The sequence below is a fragment of the Frankia sp. CeD genome (genome assembly GCF_000732115.1).
Classification (GTDB): Bacteria; Actinomycetota; Actinomycetes; order Frankiales; family Frankiaceae; genus Frankia; species Frankia casuarinae.
In genome coordinates this window covers 149,533-164,595 of record NZ_JPGU01000003.1, presented here as the reverse complement: position 1 = coordinate 164,595, position 15,063 = coordinate 149,533, and the positions used below count along the sequence as shown (strand labels likewise).

General features: G+C 71.3%; 14 protein-coding genes. All 14 read left to right on the top strand.

What is annotated here, in order from left to right:
- Positions 1 to 19: 19 nt before the first annotated feature.
- The 14 genes from CED_RS03585 to CED_RS03515 all read left to right on the top strand — a co-directional run bounded on the left by CED_RS03585 (position 20) and on the right by CED_RS03515 (position 14,925).
- Positions 20 to 1,303 carry an adenylosuccinate synthase gene (locus CED_RS03585; RefSeq protein ID WP_035908620.1) on the top strand — a complete coding sequence of 428 codons (1,284 nt, stop codon included), beginning with the start codon at positions 20 to 22 and terminating at the stop codon, positions 1,301 to 1,303.
- 197 nt (positions 1,304 to 1,500) lie between these two features.
- Positions 1,501 to 2,313 (top strand): hypothetical protein, encoded by an 813-nt coding sequence (locus CED_RS03580; protein ID WP_369807778.1) that lies wholly within the window; start codon positions 1,501 to 1,503, stop codon positions 2,311 to 2,313.
- A 338-nt stretch (positions 2,314 to 2,651) separates the two neighbouring features.
- Positions 2,652 to 3,962, top strand: a complete 1,311-nt coding sequence (purD, locus tag CED_RS03570) for a phosphoribosylamine--glycine ligase (RefSeq protein WP_035908619.1) — start codon at positions 2,652 to 2,654, stop codon at positions 3,960 to 3,962.
- Between the two features lie 3 nt (positions 3,963 to 3,965).
- The gene (gene purE, locus CED_RS03565; protein ID WP_035908618.1) at positions 3,966 to 4,490 is read left to right on the top strand and encodes a 5-(carboxyamino)imidazole ribonucleotide mutase; all 525 of its coding nucleotides are present in this window, start codon (positions 3,966 to 3,968) and stop codon (positions 4,488 to 4,490) included.
- Positions 4,487 to 5,794 carry an adenylosuccinate lyase gene (gene purB, locus CED_RS03560; RefSeq protein WP_011438726.1) on the top strand — a complete coding sequence of 436 codons (1,308 nt, stop codon included), beginning with the start codon at positions 4,487 to 4,489 and terminating at the stop codon, positions 5,792 to 5,794. The genes purE and purB overlap by 4 nt, the downstream gene beginning before the upstream one ends.
- Before the next feature lie 97 nt (positions 5,795 to 5,891).
- Positions 5,892 to 6,803, top strand: a complete 912-nt coding sequence (locus tag CED_RS03555) for a phosphoribosylaminoimidazolesuccinocarboxamide synthase (protein WP_035908617.1) — start codon at positions 5,892 to 5,894, stop codon at positions 6,801 to 6,803.
- Between the two features lie 302 nt (positions 6,804 to 7,105).
- Positions 7,106 to 7,312 carry a hypothetical protein gene (locus CED_RS23360; RefSeq protein WP_133056995.1) on the top strand — a complete coding sequence of 69 codons (207 nt, stop codon included), beginning with the start codon at positions 7,106 to 7,108 and terminating at the stop codon, positions 7,310 to 7,312.
- Positions 7,313 to 7,512: 200 nt separating this feature from the next.
- Entirely contained in the window at positions 7,513 to 8,658 is a 1,146-nt protein-coding gene (panC, locus tag CED_RS03545) for a pantoate--beta-alanine ligase (RefSeq protein WP_035729141.1), read from the top strand.
- 2 nt (positions 8,659 to 8,660) lie between these two features.
- Entirely contained in the window at positions 8,661 to 9,143 is a 483-nt protein-coding gene (gene panD / locus CED_RS03540; protein WP_035908615.1) for an aspartate 1-decarboxylase, read from the top strand.
- Entirely contained in the window at positions 9,140 to 10,840 is a 1,701-nt protein-coding gene (locus CED_RS03535; RefSeq protein WP_035908614.1) for an L-aspartate oxidase, read from the top strand. The genes panD and CED_RS03535 overlap by 4 nt, the downstream gene beginning before the upstream one ends.
- Positions 10,837 to 11,880: a carboxylating nicotinate-nucleotide diphosphorylase gene (nadC, locus tag CED_RS03530; RefSeq protein ID WP_035908613.1), complete on the top strand. Its 1,044-nt coding sequence runs from the start codon at positions 10,837 to 10,839 to the stop codon at positions 11,878 to 11,880. Before CED_RS03535 ends, nadC begins: the two co-directional genes overlap by 4 nt.
- Complete coding sequence (locus tag CED_RS03525; protein WP_011438733.1) at positions 11,880 to 12,632, top strand: type III pantothenate kinase; 753 nt, start codon at positions 11,880 to 11,882, stop codon at positions 12,630 to 12,632. The genes nadC and CED_RS03525 overlap by 1 nt, the downstream gene beginning before the upstream one ends.
- A gap of 279 nt (positions 12,633 to 12,911) precedes the next feature.
- Positions 12,912 to 13,742 (top strand): SGNH/GDSL hydrolase family protein, encoded by an 831-nt coding sequence (locus tag CED_RS03520; protein ID WP_023840667.1) that lies wholly within the window; start codon positions 12,912 to 12,914, stop codon positions 13,740 to 13,742.
- Positions 13,743 to 13,977: 235 nt separating this feature from the next.
- Positions 13,978 to 14,925, top strand: a complete 948-nt coding sequence (locus CED_RS03515; RefSeq protein ID WP_035908684.1) for a (2Fe-2S)-binding protein — start codon at positions 13,978 to 13,980, stop codon at positions 14,923 to 14,925.
- Positions 14,926 to 15,063 lie beyond the last annotated feature (138 nt).

The following is a 15,063-nucleotide window of genomic DNA, read 5'->3' as shown; positions in this document are numbered from 1 at the left end:
TCCCTAGTAACCTCGCCCGGTGCCTGCTCTTGTCCTCATCGGTGCCCAGTGGGGCGACGAGGGAAAAGGAAAGGCGACCGACCTCCTGGGCGGCGCCGTCGATTACGTCGTCCGGTACCAGGGTGGCAACAACGCCGGCCACACCGTGGTCATCGGGGCGGAGAGTTACGCGCTCCACCTGATTCCCAGTGGCATGCTGCGGGCCGACTGCGTTCCCGTGATCGGCAACGGGGTCGTCATCGACCCGGGCGTGCTGCTGGCCGAGATGGACGGGCTCACCGCCCGCGGCATCGACGTCTCCCGGCTCCTGATCAGCGCGAACGCCCATCTGATCATGCCCCATCACCGGGCGCTGGACCGGGTCATCGAGCGTTACCTGGGCAAGGCGCGGATCGGTACCACCGGTCGCGGCATCGGTCCCACCTACGGCGACAAGGTTGCCCGTACGGGCATCAGAGTGCAGGATCTCCTCGACCCGGGCATCTTCCACAAGAAGCTCGAACTGGTGCTACGGGAGAAGAACCAGGTCCTGGCCAAGGTCTACAACCGGCGCCGGATCGAGCTCGACGAGGTGGTCGAGGAGTACGCCGACTACGCGAAACGCCTGCAACCCCACATCGCCGACACCGGTCTGATCCTCGACCGGGCGCTGCGCGCGGGCAAGGTCGTGCTGCTCGAAGGCTCCCAGGGCACCCTCCTCGACGTCGACCACGGCACCTACCCGTTCGTCACGTCATCGAACCCGACCGCCGGCTACGCGGCCACCGGCGCCGGCATCGGCCCGACGAGGATCAGTCGGGTGATCGGCATCATCAAGGCCTACACGACCCGGGTCGGCGCCGGCCCCTTCCCCACCGAACTGGACGACAAGGTCGGAGAGGAGCTGCGCCGCATCGGCGGGGNGNTCGGCGTGACGACCGGCCGGGCGCGGCGCACCGGCTGGTTCGACGCCGTAATCGCCCGCTACGCGGTGCGGGTCAACGGCCTGACCGACCTTTTCCTCACCAAACTGGACGTCCTGTCGGGCTTCGACCGGGTGCCCATCTGCGTCGGCTACGACCTCGGCGACGAACGGGTTGACGAGATGCCCATGACCCAGACCGAGTTCCACCACGCCAAGCCGATCTACACCGACCTGCCCGGCTGGCACGAGGACATCTCCGACGTCCGGTCGTTCGCCGACCTGCCCGGCGCCGCGAAGGACTACATCAGGGCGTTGGAGGAGTTCTCCGGCGCCCCGGTGTCGGCGGTCGGCGTCGGTCCCNGGCGGGNCCAGACGCTCGTCATCAATGACCTGGTCTGAAACGACTGGTCCGGAACGGACCTGATCTGATCCCGCCCGGCGCGGGCCGAGATCCGGTCGGTTCCGGTTGCACCCGGAAGCATTACCGTCGACGCTTGGGNGGTCANGCAAAGCAATGACGTCCGGGGGTGGTGGCGGTGGCCGTTGTCAGGTCCCGGCCGTCGGATGACGATCCTTCCATCCCCGGGCGGACACCGCTGTCGCTGCCGGAACCGGCCGAAGCCCCGCAACCGGCCCGTTGGCCACCAGCCGTGAGACGCGGTTACCTGCACCCGACCGACTCCGACGCCTGGCCGGTCGGGTTCTCCCCCACCGGCGAGGCTCTGCCGCAGACCCTGACCGACGTGCTGCTGCGGGGCAGCCACGCCATCCGGAGCTCGAAGCGGGCCGAGGCACAGCGGCTCGAACGCGCCGCGGCCGTCGCCAGTCACGTCGACGCCCAGATCCGTGACTTCCTGGACTTCTGCGCGGCCGAACACCTGGTACCACCGGTCACGGTGCGGGCGACCCGCACCGCGCCGCACCGCGCGCCGGCGCGGTACCGTGCCGGGCGGCCGCTGCCCGCGCTGGACCTGAGCGAGGGCGGGGCGACACGGGCGACACGGGCGGTCACGGACCCGGCGGCCCGGGCCGACCCGGCGGATCGGGCGGACCGGGCGGATCGGGCGGACCGGGCGGACGCGGGTGAGGCGGCCGTTGACCCCGGTCGCCGCCGGCGTTGGCCGGGACGGCGGGAACGGCTGCAGGCGTGGCCGCTGCTGTACTGGCGCTGCGAGAACTTCCCGGCTGCGGGGCGGTCGCTGCACCTGTTCGTCGAACCGGGTGGGCGCGCCTTCGAAGGCCGCGACGATCCCGCCCCGCTGACCGTGCTCGGCCGGGAGGTCCGGGTCTGGCCGGTCGACGCCGCCGCCATCGTCGCGGGCATGGCCGAGGTGGACGCACGCCGCTGCGCGCTGCACCTGGTGCACGGCATGGCCCACCTGCTCTGGCGGTCGGGTGTCGGGCTGTAGTCGCTCAGCGCGGATCGTCCCAGGTGATCGGCCGGGAGTCACCGGCACCGACCGGGCACGACGCGCACGATGATCAGCACACCCGCTACTGTGGAACCGTGACCCGACCGAACTGCGACGACGCGATGCCCCAGACGGGGTTCGCCGGTTCGCGATGGCACCCGCGCCCGGTCCGGATCTCCGTCCCGGCGCCGCGCGCCAGGGACAACCGGTGACGGCCGCCACCGACCCTCGCGTCCCCCGCGCACGGCCGTGGCGGCGACGCGGCCCGCTCCGCCGGCATTACCGGGAATTCGCCGCCGCGCACCGGGCCGCTGCTTGCGTCGCGAGGTGAACTGATGAAGATTCTTGTTGTCGGCTCCGGCGGCCGTGAACACGCGCTGTGCCGGGCGCTCGCCCGCGATCCCCGGGTCGGCTCGCTGGTCTGCGCGCCCGGAAACGCCGNAACCGCCGAGCTCGCCGAGCCCCGCCCGCTCGACGTCGCTGACCCGGACGCCGTCGCCGACCTTGCTGAGGCGGTCGGCGCGGACCTCACCGTCATCGGTCCGGAGATGCCGTTGGTAACCGGGGCCGCCGACGAGATACGCGCCCGCGGTCTCGCGGTCTTCGGCCCGAGCGCGGCCGCGGCCCGGCTGGAGGGCAGCAAGGCGTTCGCCAAGGAGGTCATGCGCGCCGCCGGGGTGCCCACGGCGGCCTCTCGCGACCACACCGAGATCGAGCCCGCCCTGGCCGACCTGGACGTCTTCGGGCCACCGTACGTGGTGAAGTACGACGGGCTCGCCGCCGGCAAGGGCGTCACGGTGACCGAGGATCGCGACGNGGCCGTCGCCGCGGTCCGCGCGAGCCTGCGCGGACCGGACGACCGGGTTGTCCTCGAGGAGTACCTCGACGGGCCCGAGGTCTCCCTGTTCGCCGTGGTGACCGAGTCCGGCGCGGTCCTCCCGATGCTGCCGGCGCAGGATCACAAACGGGTCGGCGACGGCGACACCGGCCCGAACACCGGGGGGATGGGCGCGTACACCCCGCTGCCCTGGGCCTCGCATGGCCTGCCGGCGAAGATCGTCACCACGGTGATCCGGCCGACGGTGGCCGAGATGGCCCGGCGCGGCACCCCGTTCACCGGTCTGCTCTACGCCGGGCTCGCGCTGACCACCCGCGGGCCGCGGGTGGTGGAGTTCAACGTGCGCTTCGGTGACCCCGAGGTGCAGGCCATCCTCGCCCTGCTCACGACGCCGTTGACGGACGTGCTCTCCGGCCGGCGGGCACCGGTGTGGCGCTCCGGCGCGGCGATCAGCGTCGTCGTCGCCGCGCACGGCTATCCGGCGGCCCCCAGGCTCGGCGACCCGATCCGCGGGCTCGCCGCCGCCGGCGCGCTGGCCGGCGTCGACATCCTGCACGCCGGTACCCGCAGGGAGCCGGATGGTCGGGTCGTCTCGGCCGGCGGCCGTGTGCTGTCCGTCACGGCCATCGGCTCCAACCTGGAGTCCGCGCGAGGATCGGCCTACGAGGCCGTCAGCCGCATCTCGCTGCCCGGCGCCCATTACCGCACCGACATCGGAGATCCGTCCCGGATGCGCCACGCGGCCGACGTCCGTCGAACGGACGTCGCGTCCGGCGAGGATCCCGCAGGACATAGAAAGAAGGAGTAGACCGTGTCGCAGAGCACCCCCGGGCCGGATCATCCCCAGGTGGCGATCGTCTTCGGATCACCGTCGGACACCCAGACCATGAGCAAGGCCGGCGCCACTCTGGAACGCTTCGGTGTGCCCTACGAGCAGGTGTCGCTGTCGGCGCACCGCGCGCCGCGCACCCTCGCCGACTACGTGGGTCAGCTACGGNCCCGCGACATCTCGGTGGTCATCGCCGGGGCAGGCCTGGCCGCCGCGCTGCCCGGCACCATTGCGGCCCTCACCACGCTGCCGGTAATCGGCGTGCCGATCTCCGGCGGGGCGCTGGACGGCATGGACTCGCTGCTCGCCATCGCGCAGATGCCGCCGGGCGTCCCGGTCGCGACCGTGGGTCTGAACAACTCGACGAACGCGGCGATCCTGGCGATCCAGATCCTGGCGCTGGCCGATCCCGATCTGGGGCTGAAGCTGGCCGCGTTCAAGGACGAGTTCGAGCAGGCCGCGGCGGACGGGCTGAGCGCGGCGGCCGCGGCCGGCAGCCAGCCATGATCGGCCGGTACACCCTGGCGGAGATGGGCCGGGTGTGGTCGGAGGCGCACAAGTACGAGCTGTGGTGTCGCGTCGAGGTGCTGGTCATGGAGGCGCACGCCGCCGCGGGCCGCATCCCCGCCGATTCCATCGAGCCGGTCCGGGCCGCCCCCGCTCCGACGCCCGAAGCCGTCGCCGAGGTGGAGGCCGTCACCCAGCATGACGTCATCGCCTTCCTGACCGCCTGGGCCGACCGCACCGAACCCCGGTCCGCCGCCGCCTACGTGCACTTCGGCATGACCTCCTCCGACCTGCTCGACACGGCGCTCGCGCTGCAGCTGGTCGAGTCGACCGACCTGCTGCTCGCCCGGGCGGACATTCTCGTCGCCGCGCTGCGCGACCTCGGCCTGGCCCACCGGAACACCCTGCGGGTCGGCCGGACGCACGGCATCCACGGCGAGCCGACGGTGTTCGGGCACCGCGTCGCGGACCTGGCGTTCGGGCTCGCCCGCTGCCGCGACCGGCTGCGCGCGGCCCGCGCGGACGTGGCCGTCGCCAAGATCTCCGGCGCGGTCGGGACGTACTCCAACATCGACCCCGACGTCGAGGCCTACGTGGCCGACAAGCTGGGCCTCACCGCGGCCCCGGTGGCCACCCAGGTCGTGCTGCGCGACGGCATCGCCTCCTGGGTCGCGGCGCTGGCCGGGCTCGCGACCGTCTGCGAGGCGGTCGCCCTGGAGGTCCGGCACGGCCAGCGCACGGAGGTCCGGGAGCTGTCCGAGCCGTTCGGCTCCGGGCAGAAGGGCTCCTCCGCGATGCCCCACAAGAAGAACCCGATCATGTCGGAGCGCATCGCCGGGCTCGCCCGGATCGTCCGGGCGCAGTACGTCCCGGTGCTGGAGGGCGTGCCGCTGTGGCACGAGCGCGACATCTCCCACTCCTCCACCGAGCGCATCGCGCTGCCGGATGCCGCCACCGGCGTCGACTACCTGCTGCACCTGACGACCCGGCTGGTCACCGGGCTGGTCGTGGACACCGCACGGATGCGGGCGAACCTCGATGCCACGGGCGGGCTGGTCTACACCTCGGCGGTGCTGCTCGAACTCGTCGAGACGGGGCTGTCCCGCGAGGACGCCTACGCTGTCACCCAGGCGGCGGCGATGGAGACCTGGCAGACCGGCGTGCCGTTTTGGGAAACGCTGCGCAAGCACGCCGGCGACCGCGGCCTGCCCCTGGACGAGGCCAGGCTCAACGAGGTGAGCCGGCCCGAGCGCTACACCGAGCGCCTCGGCTCGGTCTTCGACGCCCTGGCGGCCCTCACCTGACCCGCACCCCCGCACCTGACCCGCCGCGCAGCCGCGCAGGCATGGCGCGGTGCCCCGGCCGGCAGGTGCTGTTGTTCTCCCTGGGTACGGTCTGTCTATGCCGCTGACACATGAGGAATTCGCCGGACTCACCCACCTGGGTTCGGGCAAGGTCCGGGAGCTGTTCGCGGTCGGGGACGACGCCGTGCTGCTGGTCGCCAGCGACCGCATCTCGGCGTTCGACGTGGTCCTACCGACCGAGATTCCCGACAAGGGAGCCGTTCTCACCGGGCTTTCGCTGTGGTGGTTCGACCAGCTCGCCGACCTGGTCCCGTCCCACGTCGTCAGTTCGAACGTCGACGAGTACCCGGCCGAGCTCACTCCGTACACGGAGCAGCTGCGTGGCCGGTCGATGCTGTGCCGACGCCTGAACATGGTGCAGATCGAGTGCGTCGCCCGTGGTTATCTGACCGGCAGCGGGCTGAAGGACTACCAGCGCACCGGCGCGGTCAGCGGGCATCCCCTACCCACCGGGCTGGTGGACGGCAGCAAGCTGCCGGCACCGATCTACACGCCGTCCACGAAGGCGCCGATCGGTGAGCACGACGAGAACATCAGCCGGGCCGNCGCGGCCGGCCGGATCGGCACCGAGCTTGCCGCCGAGCTCGAGCGGCTGACCCTGCAGATCTTCGGCCGGGCCAGTGTCCTCGCAGCCGAGCGCGGCATCCTGCTCGCTGACACCAAGTTCGAGTTCGGTCATGACACCCAGGGCACGCTGCGGCTCGCCGACGAGGTCCTGACCCCTGACTCGTCCCGGTTCTGGCCGGAGGACACCTGGCGGCCCGGGGCCTCCCAGCCGTCCTTCGACAAGCAGTACATCCGTGACTATCTGACGAGTACCGGCTGGGACAGGACCGCGCCGGGGCCGGAGCTGCCCGCGGACGTTGTCGAGGCGACCCGGGCCCGTTACGTGGAGGCCTACGAGCGGCTGACCGGCATCTCCTTCAAGGACTACCTGTCCACCGTCTGACCGCGCTCGCACCGCGAACAACACGAGAAGTTATCTTCTGGGTACTATAAGTTCATCTTAGGTTCTCTCCTAGAAGGAGATCGAGATATCGAGAGAGGTGAGCTGCCATGGCCACGAAGACGGACNCCCCGCCACGGGCACGGCCACAGCCGCACCGGGAGGACACGGACACCTCTGCCCCTGAGCGGGACCAGCAGCAGCCGGCCGCGCCCACGGGCCCCGAGCGGTCGTCTGGCACACGCACCTTCACGGTCCGGGCACCGCTACTCACGTCGCGGTTCGAGGTTGGACGAGGTACGAGCATGCAGTGGCCGTCACTGGGCAAGAGCGCCTACTACCTGGGACTCGGCGGGCTCGCCGCGGCCTCAATCATCGAATGGCCGGTCGCGGCGGCGATCGCCGCCGGCACCTACGTCGCGCAGCACACCCGCCCAGGAGCCCCCACGCCCTCCTCCCCCGAGGAGGCCGAGGCCCCTGAGCGGGCTGAGCCCACGCACGCCGGGGCCTGAACTCCGGTGGACTCGCCGCCCCCACGAAGTGGCGCATAACGTCATAAAGCAACAAATTGCACCTTCCGGCGTGAGCAGAGGGCTTCGTTCGGGACGATCGCCCGAACGAAGCCCAGCTCACAGGGGAGGGCGGCAACCATTGCAGCCGAGTTACAGTTGCCAACGACGTCCGGTACCCCATCCGAGGACTGGAACGGATCATGACTACTGTTTCCTCCNCCACGCCCGGCCGCCCATCGACGGAATCCCGCGATCAGGCGGCCACCGCCACGGTCCCCTCCGCAAGGAGCATTGCCCCCTCCGCCCGGCCCAGCACGCTCCCCGGCTCGTCCCGTCCCGTCCTGGCCAGAGACCGGGCCGAGCTGCGCGCCGGGCTCGCCGCGCTCGACCGGCAGGCCAACATCGCCCGGCGGGGTGAGGGCGGTCCGCCCGCGCCGGACGACGCGCCCACTCGGGCGGCAGCCGGGCACCCGCGCCCGACCAGGGCCGTCGTCATGACAATGGGAGCGCTGCACGAGGGCCACGCCTCGCTGTTGCGCGCCGCCCGGGCCCAGGCGGACCAGGTGGTTGCCACGATCTACGTTAATCCGCTGCAGTTCGGCGCGGGTGAGGATCTCGACCGGTACCCGCGCACCCTGGCCGCCGATCTCGACGTGTGCGCGGGGGAGGGGGTCGATCTCGTCTTCGTCCCCCGGGCGATCCACGACCCGCCGCCGCTCGTCCGGTTGCAGGCCGGGCCGCTCGGTGAGCTGCTTGAAGGCGCCGCCCGTCCGGGCCATTTCGATGGGATGCTGACCCTGGTGGGGACCATGCTCCACCTGGTCCGTCCGGACCTGGCGTTCTTCGGGCGCAAGGACGCCCAGCAGCTGGTCTGCATCCGCCGGATGGTCGCGGACCTCGCCTTCGACGTCACCGTGATCGGCGTGGAGACCGTGCGCGAGCCCGACGGCCTCGCGATGTCGAGCCGGAACGTCTACCTGACCCCCGACCAGCGGCGCAGCGCGCTCGCGCTGTCCCGAGCGCTCGCCGCCGGGGCACGGGCCCAGGCGGGCGGGCGGGACACCGTGCTCGCGACCGCGCGGGAGGTTCTGGCCGCCGCGGACGGGGTGGACGTGGACTACCTCGCCCTGGCCAGCCCCGACGATCTACGTCCGGTCCGGAGCGGTCCCGCCCTGCTACTCGTCGCCGCCCGGGTGGGCACCACCCGCCTGATCGACAACATCGATCTCGTCCTGCCTCCGGAATCCCCGGCGCCGGCCCCCACCGGAACTCCGGCGTCAGCCGGATCCCCCGCCGTCACCCCCCGACCGGACCGTCCCGCCGACCGCGATCACCCGGGAGCCTGACCGTGTTGCGCACCATGCTCACCGCCAAGATCCACCGTGCCACGGTCACCCAGGCCGATCTGCACTACGTGGGCTCCGTGACGATCGACGCGGACCTGCTGGCCGCCGCCGACCTGCTGCCTGGCGAGCAGGTCACGATCGTCGACATCAACAACGGCGCCCGGCTGGAGACGTACGCCATCGCGGGACCGGCGGGAAGCGNGNTCATCGGNATTAANGGTGCCGCGGCGCGCCTGGTCCAGCCGGGCGACCTAGTGATCATCATTGCGTACGGGCTCATGGACGACGCCGAGGCGCGCCGGCACGTCCCGAAGGTGCTGTTCGTCGACGCGGCAAACCGGATCATCGGGCACGGCGACGACCCGGCCGAACCGCTCCCCGGCGACCCGTCGAGCCTGCGTGGCGACATCCCGGTCGACATCCCGGTCGACATCCCGGTACCCACAGCCGCGGCGGCGGTCCGATCGGCCATGGCTACGCAGTGACCGTGCTACCTTGCCGGCTCGGCGCGCCCCGCCCGGGATGGATGCGCGCCGCGGACGTCGTCGTCATCGGTTCGGGCATCGCCGGGCTCACGACGGTCCTGCACCTGCGCCGGGCGCTGCCCGCCGCCCGGGTGCTGCTGGTGACCAAGGCGCACCTCGACGCCGGGTCGACCCGGTGGGCGCAGGGTGGGATCGCCGCCGCGCTCGCCGCGGAGGACTCGCCCGATGATCATCTTGCCGACACCCTGGTCGCCGGCGTCGGGCTGTGCGACGAGGACGCAGCCCGAGTGCTGGTCCGCGACGGACCGGCGCGGGTGCGTGAGCTCGCCGAGCTCGGCGCCCGGTTCGATCGGACCACCGACGGCTCGTTCGCCCTCACTCGGGAGGGCGGCCATCTGCGCAACCGCATCATCCATGCGGGTGGGGACGCCACCGGCCTGGAGGTGGAACGCGCCCTGATCACCGCCGTCCGGGCCGATGAGAGCATCGAGGTCATCGAACACGCCCTGGTCCTCGACCTGCTGCTCGACTCCGACGGCCGGGCCGCCGGCGCTACCCTGCACGTGCTAGGGGAGGGCAGCCGGGACGGCGTCGGCGCGGTGACGGCGGGCGCGGTGGTCCTGGCGACCGGCGGGNTGGGGNAGATCTTCGCGTCGACGACCAATCCCGGCGTCTCCACCGGGGACGGGGTGGCGCTGGCTCTGCGCGCGGGCGCCGTCGTCGCGGACCTGGAGTTCGTCCAGTTCCACCCGACCGCCCTGTGGCTACCCCCGTCCAGGCCGGGCGCCGTCGCCGAACTGCTCGGGGGCCAGCAGCCACTGGTCAGCGAGGCCATGCGGGGGGAGGGTGCCGTTCTCGTCGACGCGGCCGGCGAACGGGTGATGGCGGGCGTCCATCGGCTGGCCGACCTCGCGCCGCGCGACGTCGTCGCCAAGCAGATGTCGCGGGTCATGGCGGCCCAGGGGGTCGATCACCTGTTCCTGGACGCCCGGGGGCTGGGCGCGGCGACCATCGAGCGGCGGTTTCCCTCGATCACCGCGCGCTGCCGGTCCGCCGGCATCGATCCGGTCGCCAGGCCGATCCCCGTCGCGCCGGCCGCCCACTACGCCAGCGGCGGGGTGCGCACGGATCTGTGGGGCCGCACGAGCGTGGCCGGCCTGTACGCCTGCGGGGNGGNGGCCTGCACCGGGGTGCACGGCGCCAACCGGCTCGCGTCGAACAGCCTGCTGGAGGGGCTGGTCTTCGCCGCACGCATCGCGGAGCACCTGGCCGGCACAGCGCCCGGCGGCCGGCNCCGCGTCNCCANCCCCGCCGCGCCGGTGGTCGGTCGCGGCAGTGGTCTGACCGACCCCGCCGAACGCGCGGAGCTCGCGCGCGCGATGACCGACGGTGCCGGGGTGCTGCGCAGCGCGGACAGCCTGCGGGCGACGGCGAAGGTACTGGCCGGTCTCGGGGACCTGCGGGTCAGCGGGGCGACGGTCACGGCCGGGCCGCCGGCCTGGGAGATGACCAACCTGCGCACGGTTGCGACGGCCCTCGCCGCCGCCGCCGCCAGCCGGACGGAGACCCGCGGGTCCCATTGGCGAGAGGACTTCGGTGAGCGGGACGACGAACACTGGCTCGGCCGGATCCTCACCCGGCTCAATCCAGAAGGGGAACTGATCGTGGACGTCGAGCCCATGCGCGGCTCGCGGTGAGCGGTTCCGCGCCCGGCTCCGTCTGCGGGCCCGGTTCCGCCGGTGTGCCCGGCGGACGGCTCTCGCCCGCCACCCGCAGTGCCCTCGCCTCGGCCGGCCTCGACCCGGACGGGGTGGTGGCCCTGGTCGGCCGCGCGCTCGTGGAGGACCTCCCGGTCTGGGAGGAGAACGAGGTGACCGGCCAGATCGGCGCGGTCGACGCGACCTCCGAGGCGACGGTCGACCCCGCTCTCGTCGGGCACGGCGCCATCGTCTCGCGGGCCGCGGGCGTCGTCGCCGGCCTGCCGGTCGCCGCCGCCGTCTTCGAGAGCCTGCTCGGGCCGGCCGCGACCGTCACCCTGACCGCTCGCGACGGCGACCCTGTCCCGCCGGGTACCACGGTGGCCTACGTCAACGGGCCGGTCCGCGGCCTGCTCACCGCCGAACGTACCGCGCTGAACCTGCTGTGCCACCTGTCCGGGATCGCCACCCTGACGCGGGCCTGGGTCGACGCGGTCGCCGGCACCGGCGCGATGATCCGCGACACCCGCAAGACGCTACCCGGCCTGCGCGCGCTGGAGAAGTACGCGGTGCGCTGCGGGGGCGGGGTGAACCACCGCATGTCGTTGACGGACGCAGCCCTGATCAAGGACAACCACGTGGTCGCGGCGGGCGGCGTGGCGGCGGCGTTCGCCGCGGNGCGGGCACGGTTCCCCGGGCTGCCCGTCGAGGTCGAATGCGACACCGTCGACCAGGTCGCGGAGGCCGTCGATGCCGGATGTGATCTCATCCTCTGCGACAATATGTCGCTGGCGGACCTGCGAGCCGCGGTCCAGCTCGCCCNTCCGGCCGGGGTGCGGCTCGAGGCGAGCGGCGGCCTGACCCTGCGAACGGCGGCGGCGGTGGCAGCCGTCGGCGTCGACTATCTCGCCGTCGGCGCCCTGACCCATTCGGCGCCCGCTCTCGACCTCGGCCTCGATCTCGCCCTGGACCCCGATCATCGCCCGGGATCGGCCACCGCGGGCCCACCGATCGAGGATCTGATCGTGGAGGAATCCTGATGCTGCTCGCCATCGACGTCGGTAACACCAACACCGTCGTCGGCGTGTTCGAGGGTGAACACCTCGCCGACTCCTGGCGGGTGCGCACCGACCCGCAGGCGACCGCGGACGAACTGGTGCTTCTCTACCGCGGCCTGCTCGGCGAGTACCAGGTCACCGGTGTCTCGATCTGCTCAACCGTTCCCGCCGCGCTTCGAGCGCTGCGCCGGATGGTGGTCCGGGCCTTCCACGACATCCCGGTCGTCATCGTCGAACCGGGGACGCGGACCGGGGTTCCCATCCTCATCGACAATCCGAAGGAAGCCGGCGCGGACCGCATCATGAACACACTCGCCGCGCACCACCTCTACGGCGGGCCGGCGATCGTCGTCGACTTCGGCACCTCGACGAACCTGGACATCGTCTCGGCACGCGGCGAGTTCATCGGCGGAATCTTCGCACCGGGCATCGAGATCGCGCTGGACGCACTCGCGTCCCGGGCGGCCCAGCTCCGTAAGGTGGAACTGGTCGCGCCACGTTCCGTCATCGGCAAGAGCACGGTCGAGGCACTCCAGTCTGGCATGATCTACGGCGTCGCCGGCCAGGTGGACGGCCTGGTACGCCGCATCCGGGCCGAGCTGGACACGGATGCGGTGGCGATCGCCACCGGGGGTCTCGCGTCCGTGGTCATCAAGGAAAGTGAGACCCTTGACCGTCACGAGCCCCATCTGACACTCATCGGCCTGCGTCTCGTCTTCGAGAAGAATATCTGATCCGATCCCGACCGATCCCGACCGGGCTCGTTCGGGCTCGTTCGGGCTGCCTTACGGCGACCAGGCTAATTACGACGATCGTGCATCTCCGGGGCTTCGGCCGGTCCAGCGGATTAGGCAACCGACTCTGCCGAGCGACAGCCACCGGGTTCGACGGACCGCCCTCCCGCGACTCGGTTACGATTCCGTGCCATGCGGGACCGAATCTCGGGAACACAACCCGGCGTATCGTCACATCCCGGCAGCGGATACTTCACTCATCCCTTTCTTGTCACCGCGATGGCAGCATTCTTGTTCGCCGCGGTTCCGATTACATACGGTTGGAATGATCCGGCTTCGGCCGGTCCGCAGCCCCGTACCCTGGCCGTGCTGGGCGACTCCTACTCCTCGGGAGAGGGCAATCCCCCCTTCGACTCGCTGGCCCCCCGGTGCCGGCGGAGCAGCCAGGCCTGGCCACGACTACTGGGCGGTATGGGATCGGGGGTCACCGTCTCGCTGTTCGCCGCGTGTTCCGGAGCCACCACCGGCGCCCTACACGAGTCATTCAAGGGCGAGAAACCCCAGCTGGCCCAGCTACGTGCACTGGGCCGGGCCCCGGACGTCGTCACCATCACCATCGGCGGCAACGATGCCGGATTCGGCAGAGTCATCTTCAGTTGTTATGCGTGGAGATGCTTCTGGGATGGCAACGACCGCCGCGAGCGCGATCTTGTCACCAAGGAACTCCCGGGTGTCCTGAGCGCCAACTACACGGCGGTGAAGGCCGCCGCCCCGCATTCGCGGATCATCGTGGTCGGCTATCCCTACATATTTCCGGACAACCAACTCAACAACATCTGTACCTGGCTGACCAACAGGGAACGTCGACAGCTGACGAGGCTGAACAGACAGCTCGACCGGGTCATCAGAAAAGCCGCGTCGGATGCGGGAGTGGAGTTCGTCTCGACGGATCGGGTGCTACGCGGTCACGAAATCTGCACACCGGACCCGTGGGTGGCTCCGGTCAATCTGTTCGGACCGACACGTGATCTGAGCGCGCACCCCACCATGCACGGGCAGCAGGCCATCGCCGAGGCCGTCCAGCGCCATCTCGCCATGGACAGCTGGTGACGCGGGCCGACCATCCCGGCAACCGCGCGATGTCGAACCACTCATGATGCCGACCCGATGACTCGTGGGCATAGCACTGATGGCGACTCCAGTTGACGCCAGACATGAAGTTAGGCTTACTTAAAGTTATGCTCATGCTCACGCTCACGCCACTCCGCGGGAGATCCCGCACCCTGGCACAGCTACGCCCGGCCCAGCCGCGACACACCTCCCGGTCCCGGCAGTGAAGCAGTCGGTGAACGAACGCCGCACCGGCTCGGCGGCGTCCCCGGCGGCGCCTTCCAGGGAGGTGGCCCCCGAGGGGACGGCGCCGGAATTCTCCGGGGGTACCGTTCAGTGCGCCGAACCGCCGTTCGAGGCGAGCCTGCGGGACCTCGCCGAGGTGCTGGAGCCACGCGGTGTGCAGTTCGGGATGCCGGACGGCCCGGGCTGGGCCGACTGTGCCTTCCTGACCGGGCCAGCAGGCGTGGCCGAGGCCTTGGCCCGGGTGGGCGACACGCACGGCGCCAGCCCGGAGGTCGCCGCGAGCTACCTGGCGAACTGGTACTCGGCGAACGTCACCGCCCCGGCCATCGCCTGTTTCGTCCTCCTGCACCGGGTGCCGGCCCTGACCCCGGCGACGATGTCCCTGCGCGTCCTCGACGGCGGCTGGTTCGACCAGACCGCGTTCCACCGACCGGCCATGACCGTCCTGGCGGATGACCCGATCGCGGGGGGCGCCACCGCCGGAGACGGGATGAATGCCCGGATCGGCGTGGTCGGGGACGTCGCCGCGTTGCGCGGTCGCCTGGTCGAGGAGGTGCTCGCGCATCTCCAACCGTTCGTCGAGGAGCTGCGGGGACGGGTCCGGCTCGGCCTTCCGGCGCTGTGGGGNGCGGTGGCCGCGCAGTGCGCCCGCGCCTTCCTGCTGACCGAGCGCGCGACCGGCGATCCCCACCTCGGCCGAGTGGAGGCCGACGCCTTCTTCTCCCGGGCCACGCCCACCATCCGGGCCCGGCCCCGTTGGCACGAGTTCGTCCACCACGGCCGGCGGTACACCGGCATACGCCGTGGGTCGTGCTGCCTGGCCTACCGGCTTGGTGACGACTACTGCACCTCGTGTCCCTTTACTGGTGACCAGGATCGCGAGGAACGGCTGCGCGCCTGGATCGACACGCAGGGCAATGGAGGCCTTGCGGTCTGAGAGCCACCCGAAGTACAGCCCGAGTATGCGCACGTAAAGTAGTTACTCGCGAGATGCAAGCAAGATCCGTCGCCGAAACTCCCCAGGGCGACGACAATGAGTAACATTGACAACGCAAAACGATATACATGTGAGTTG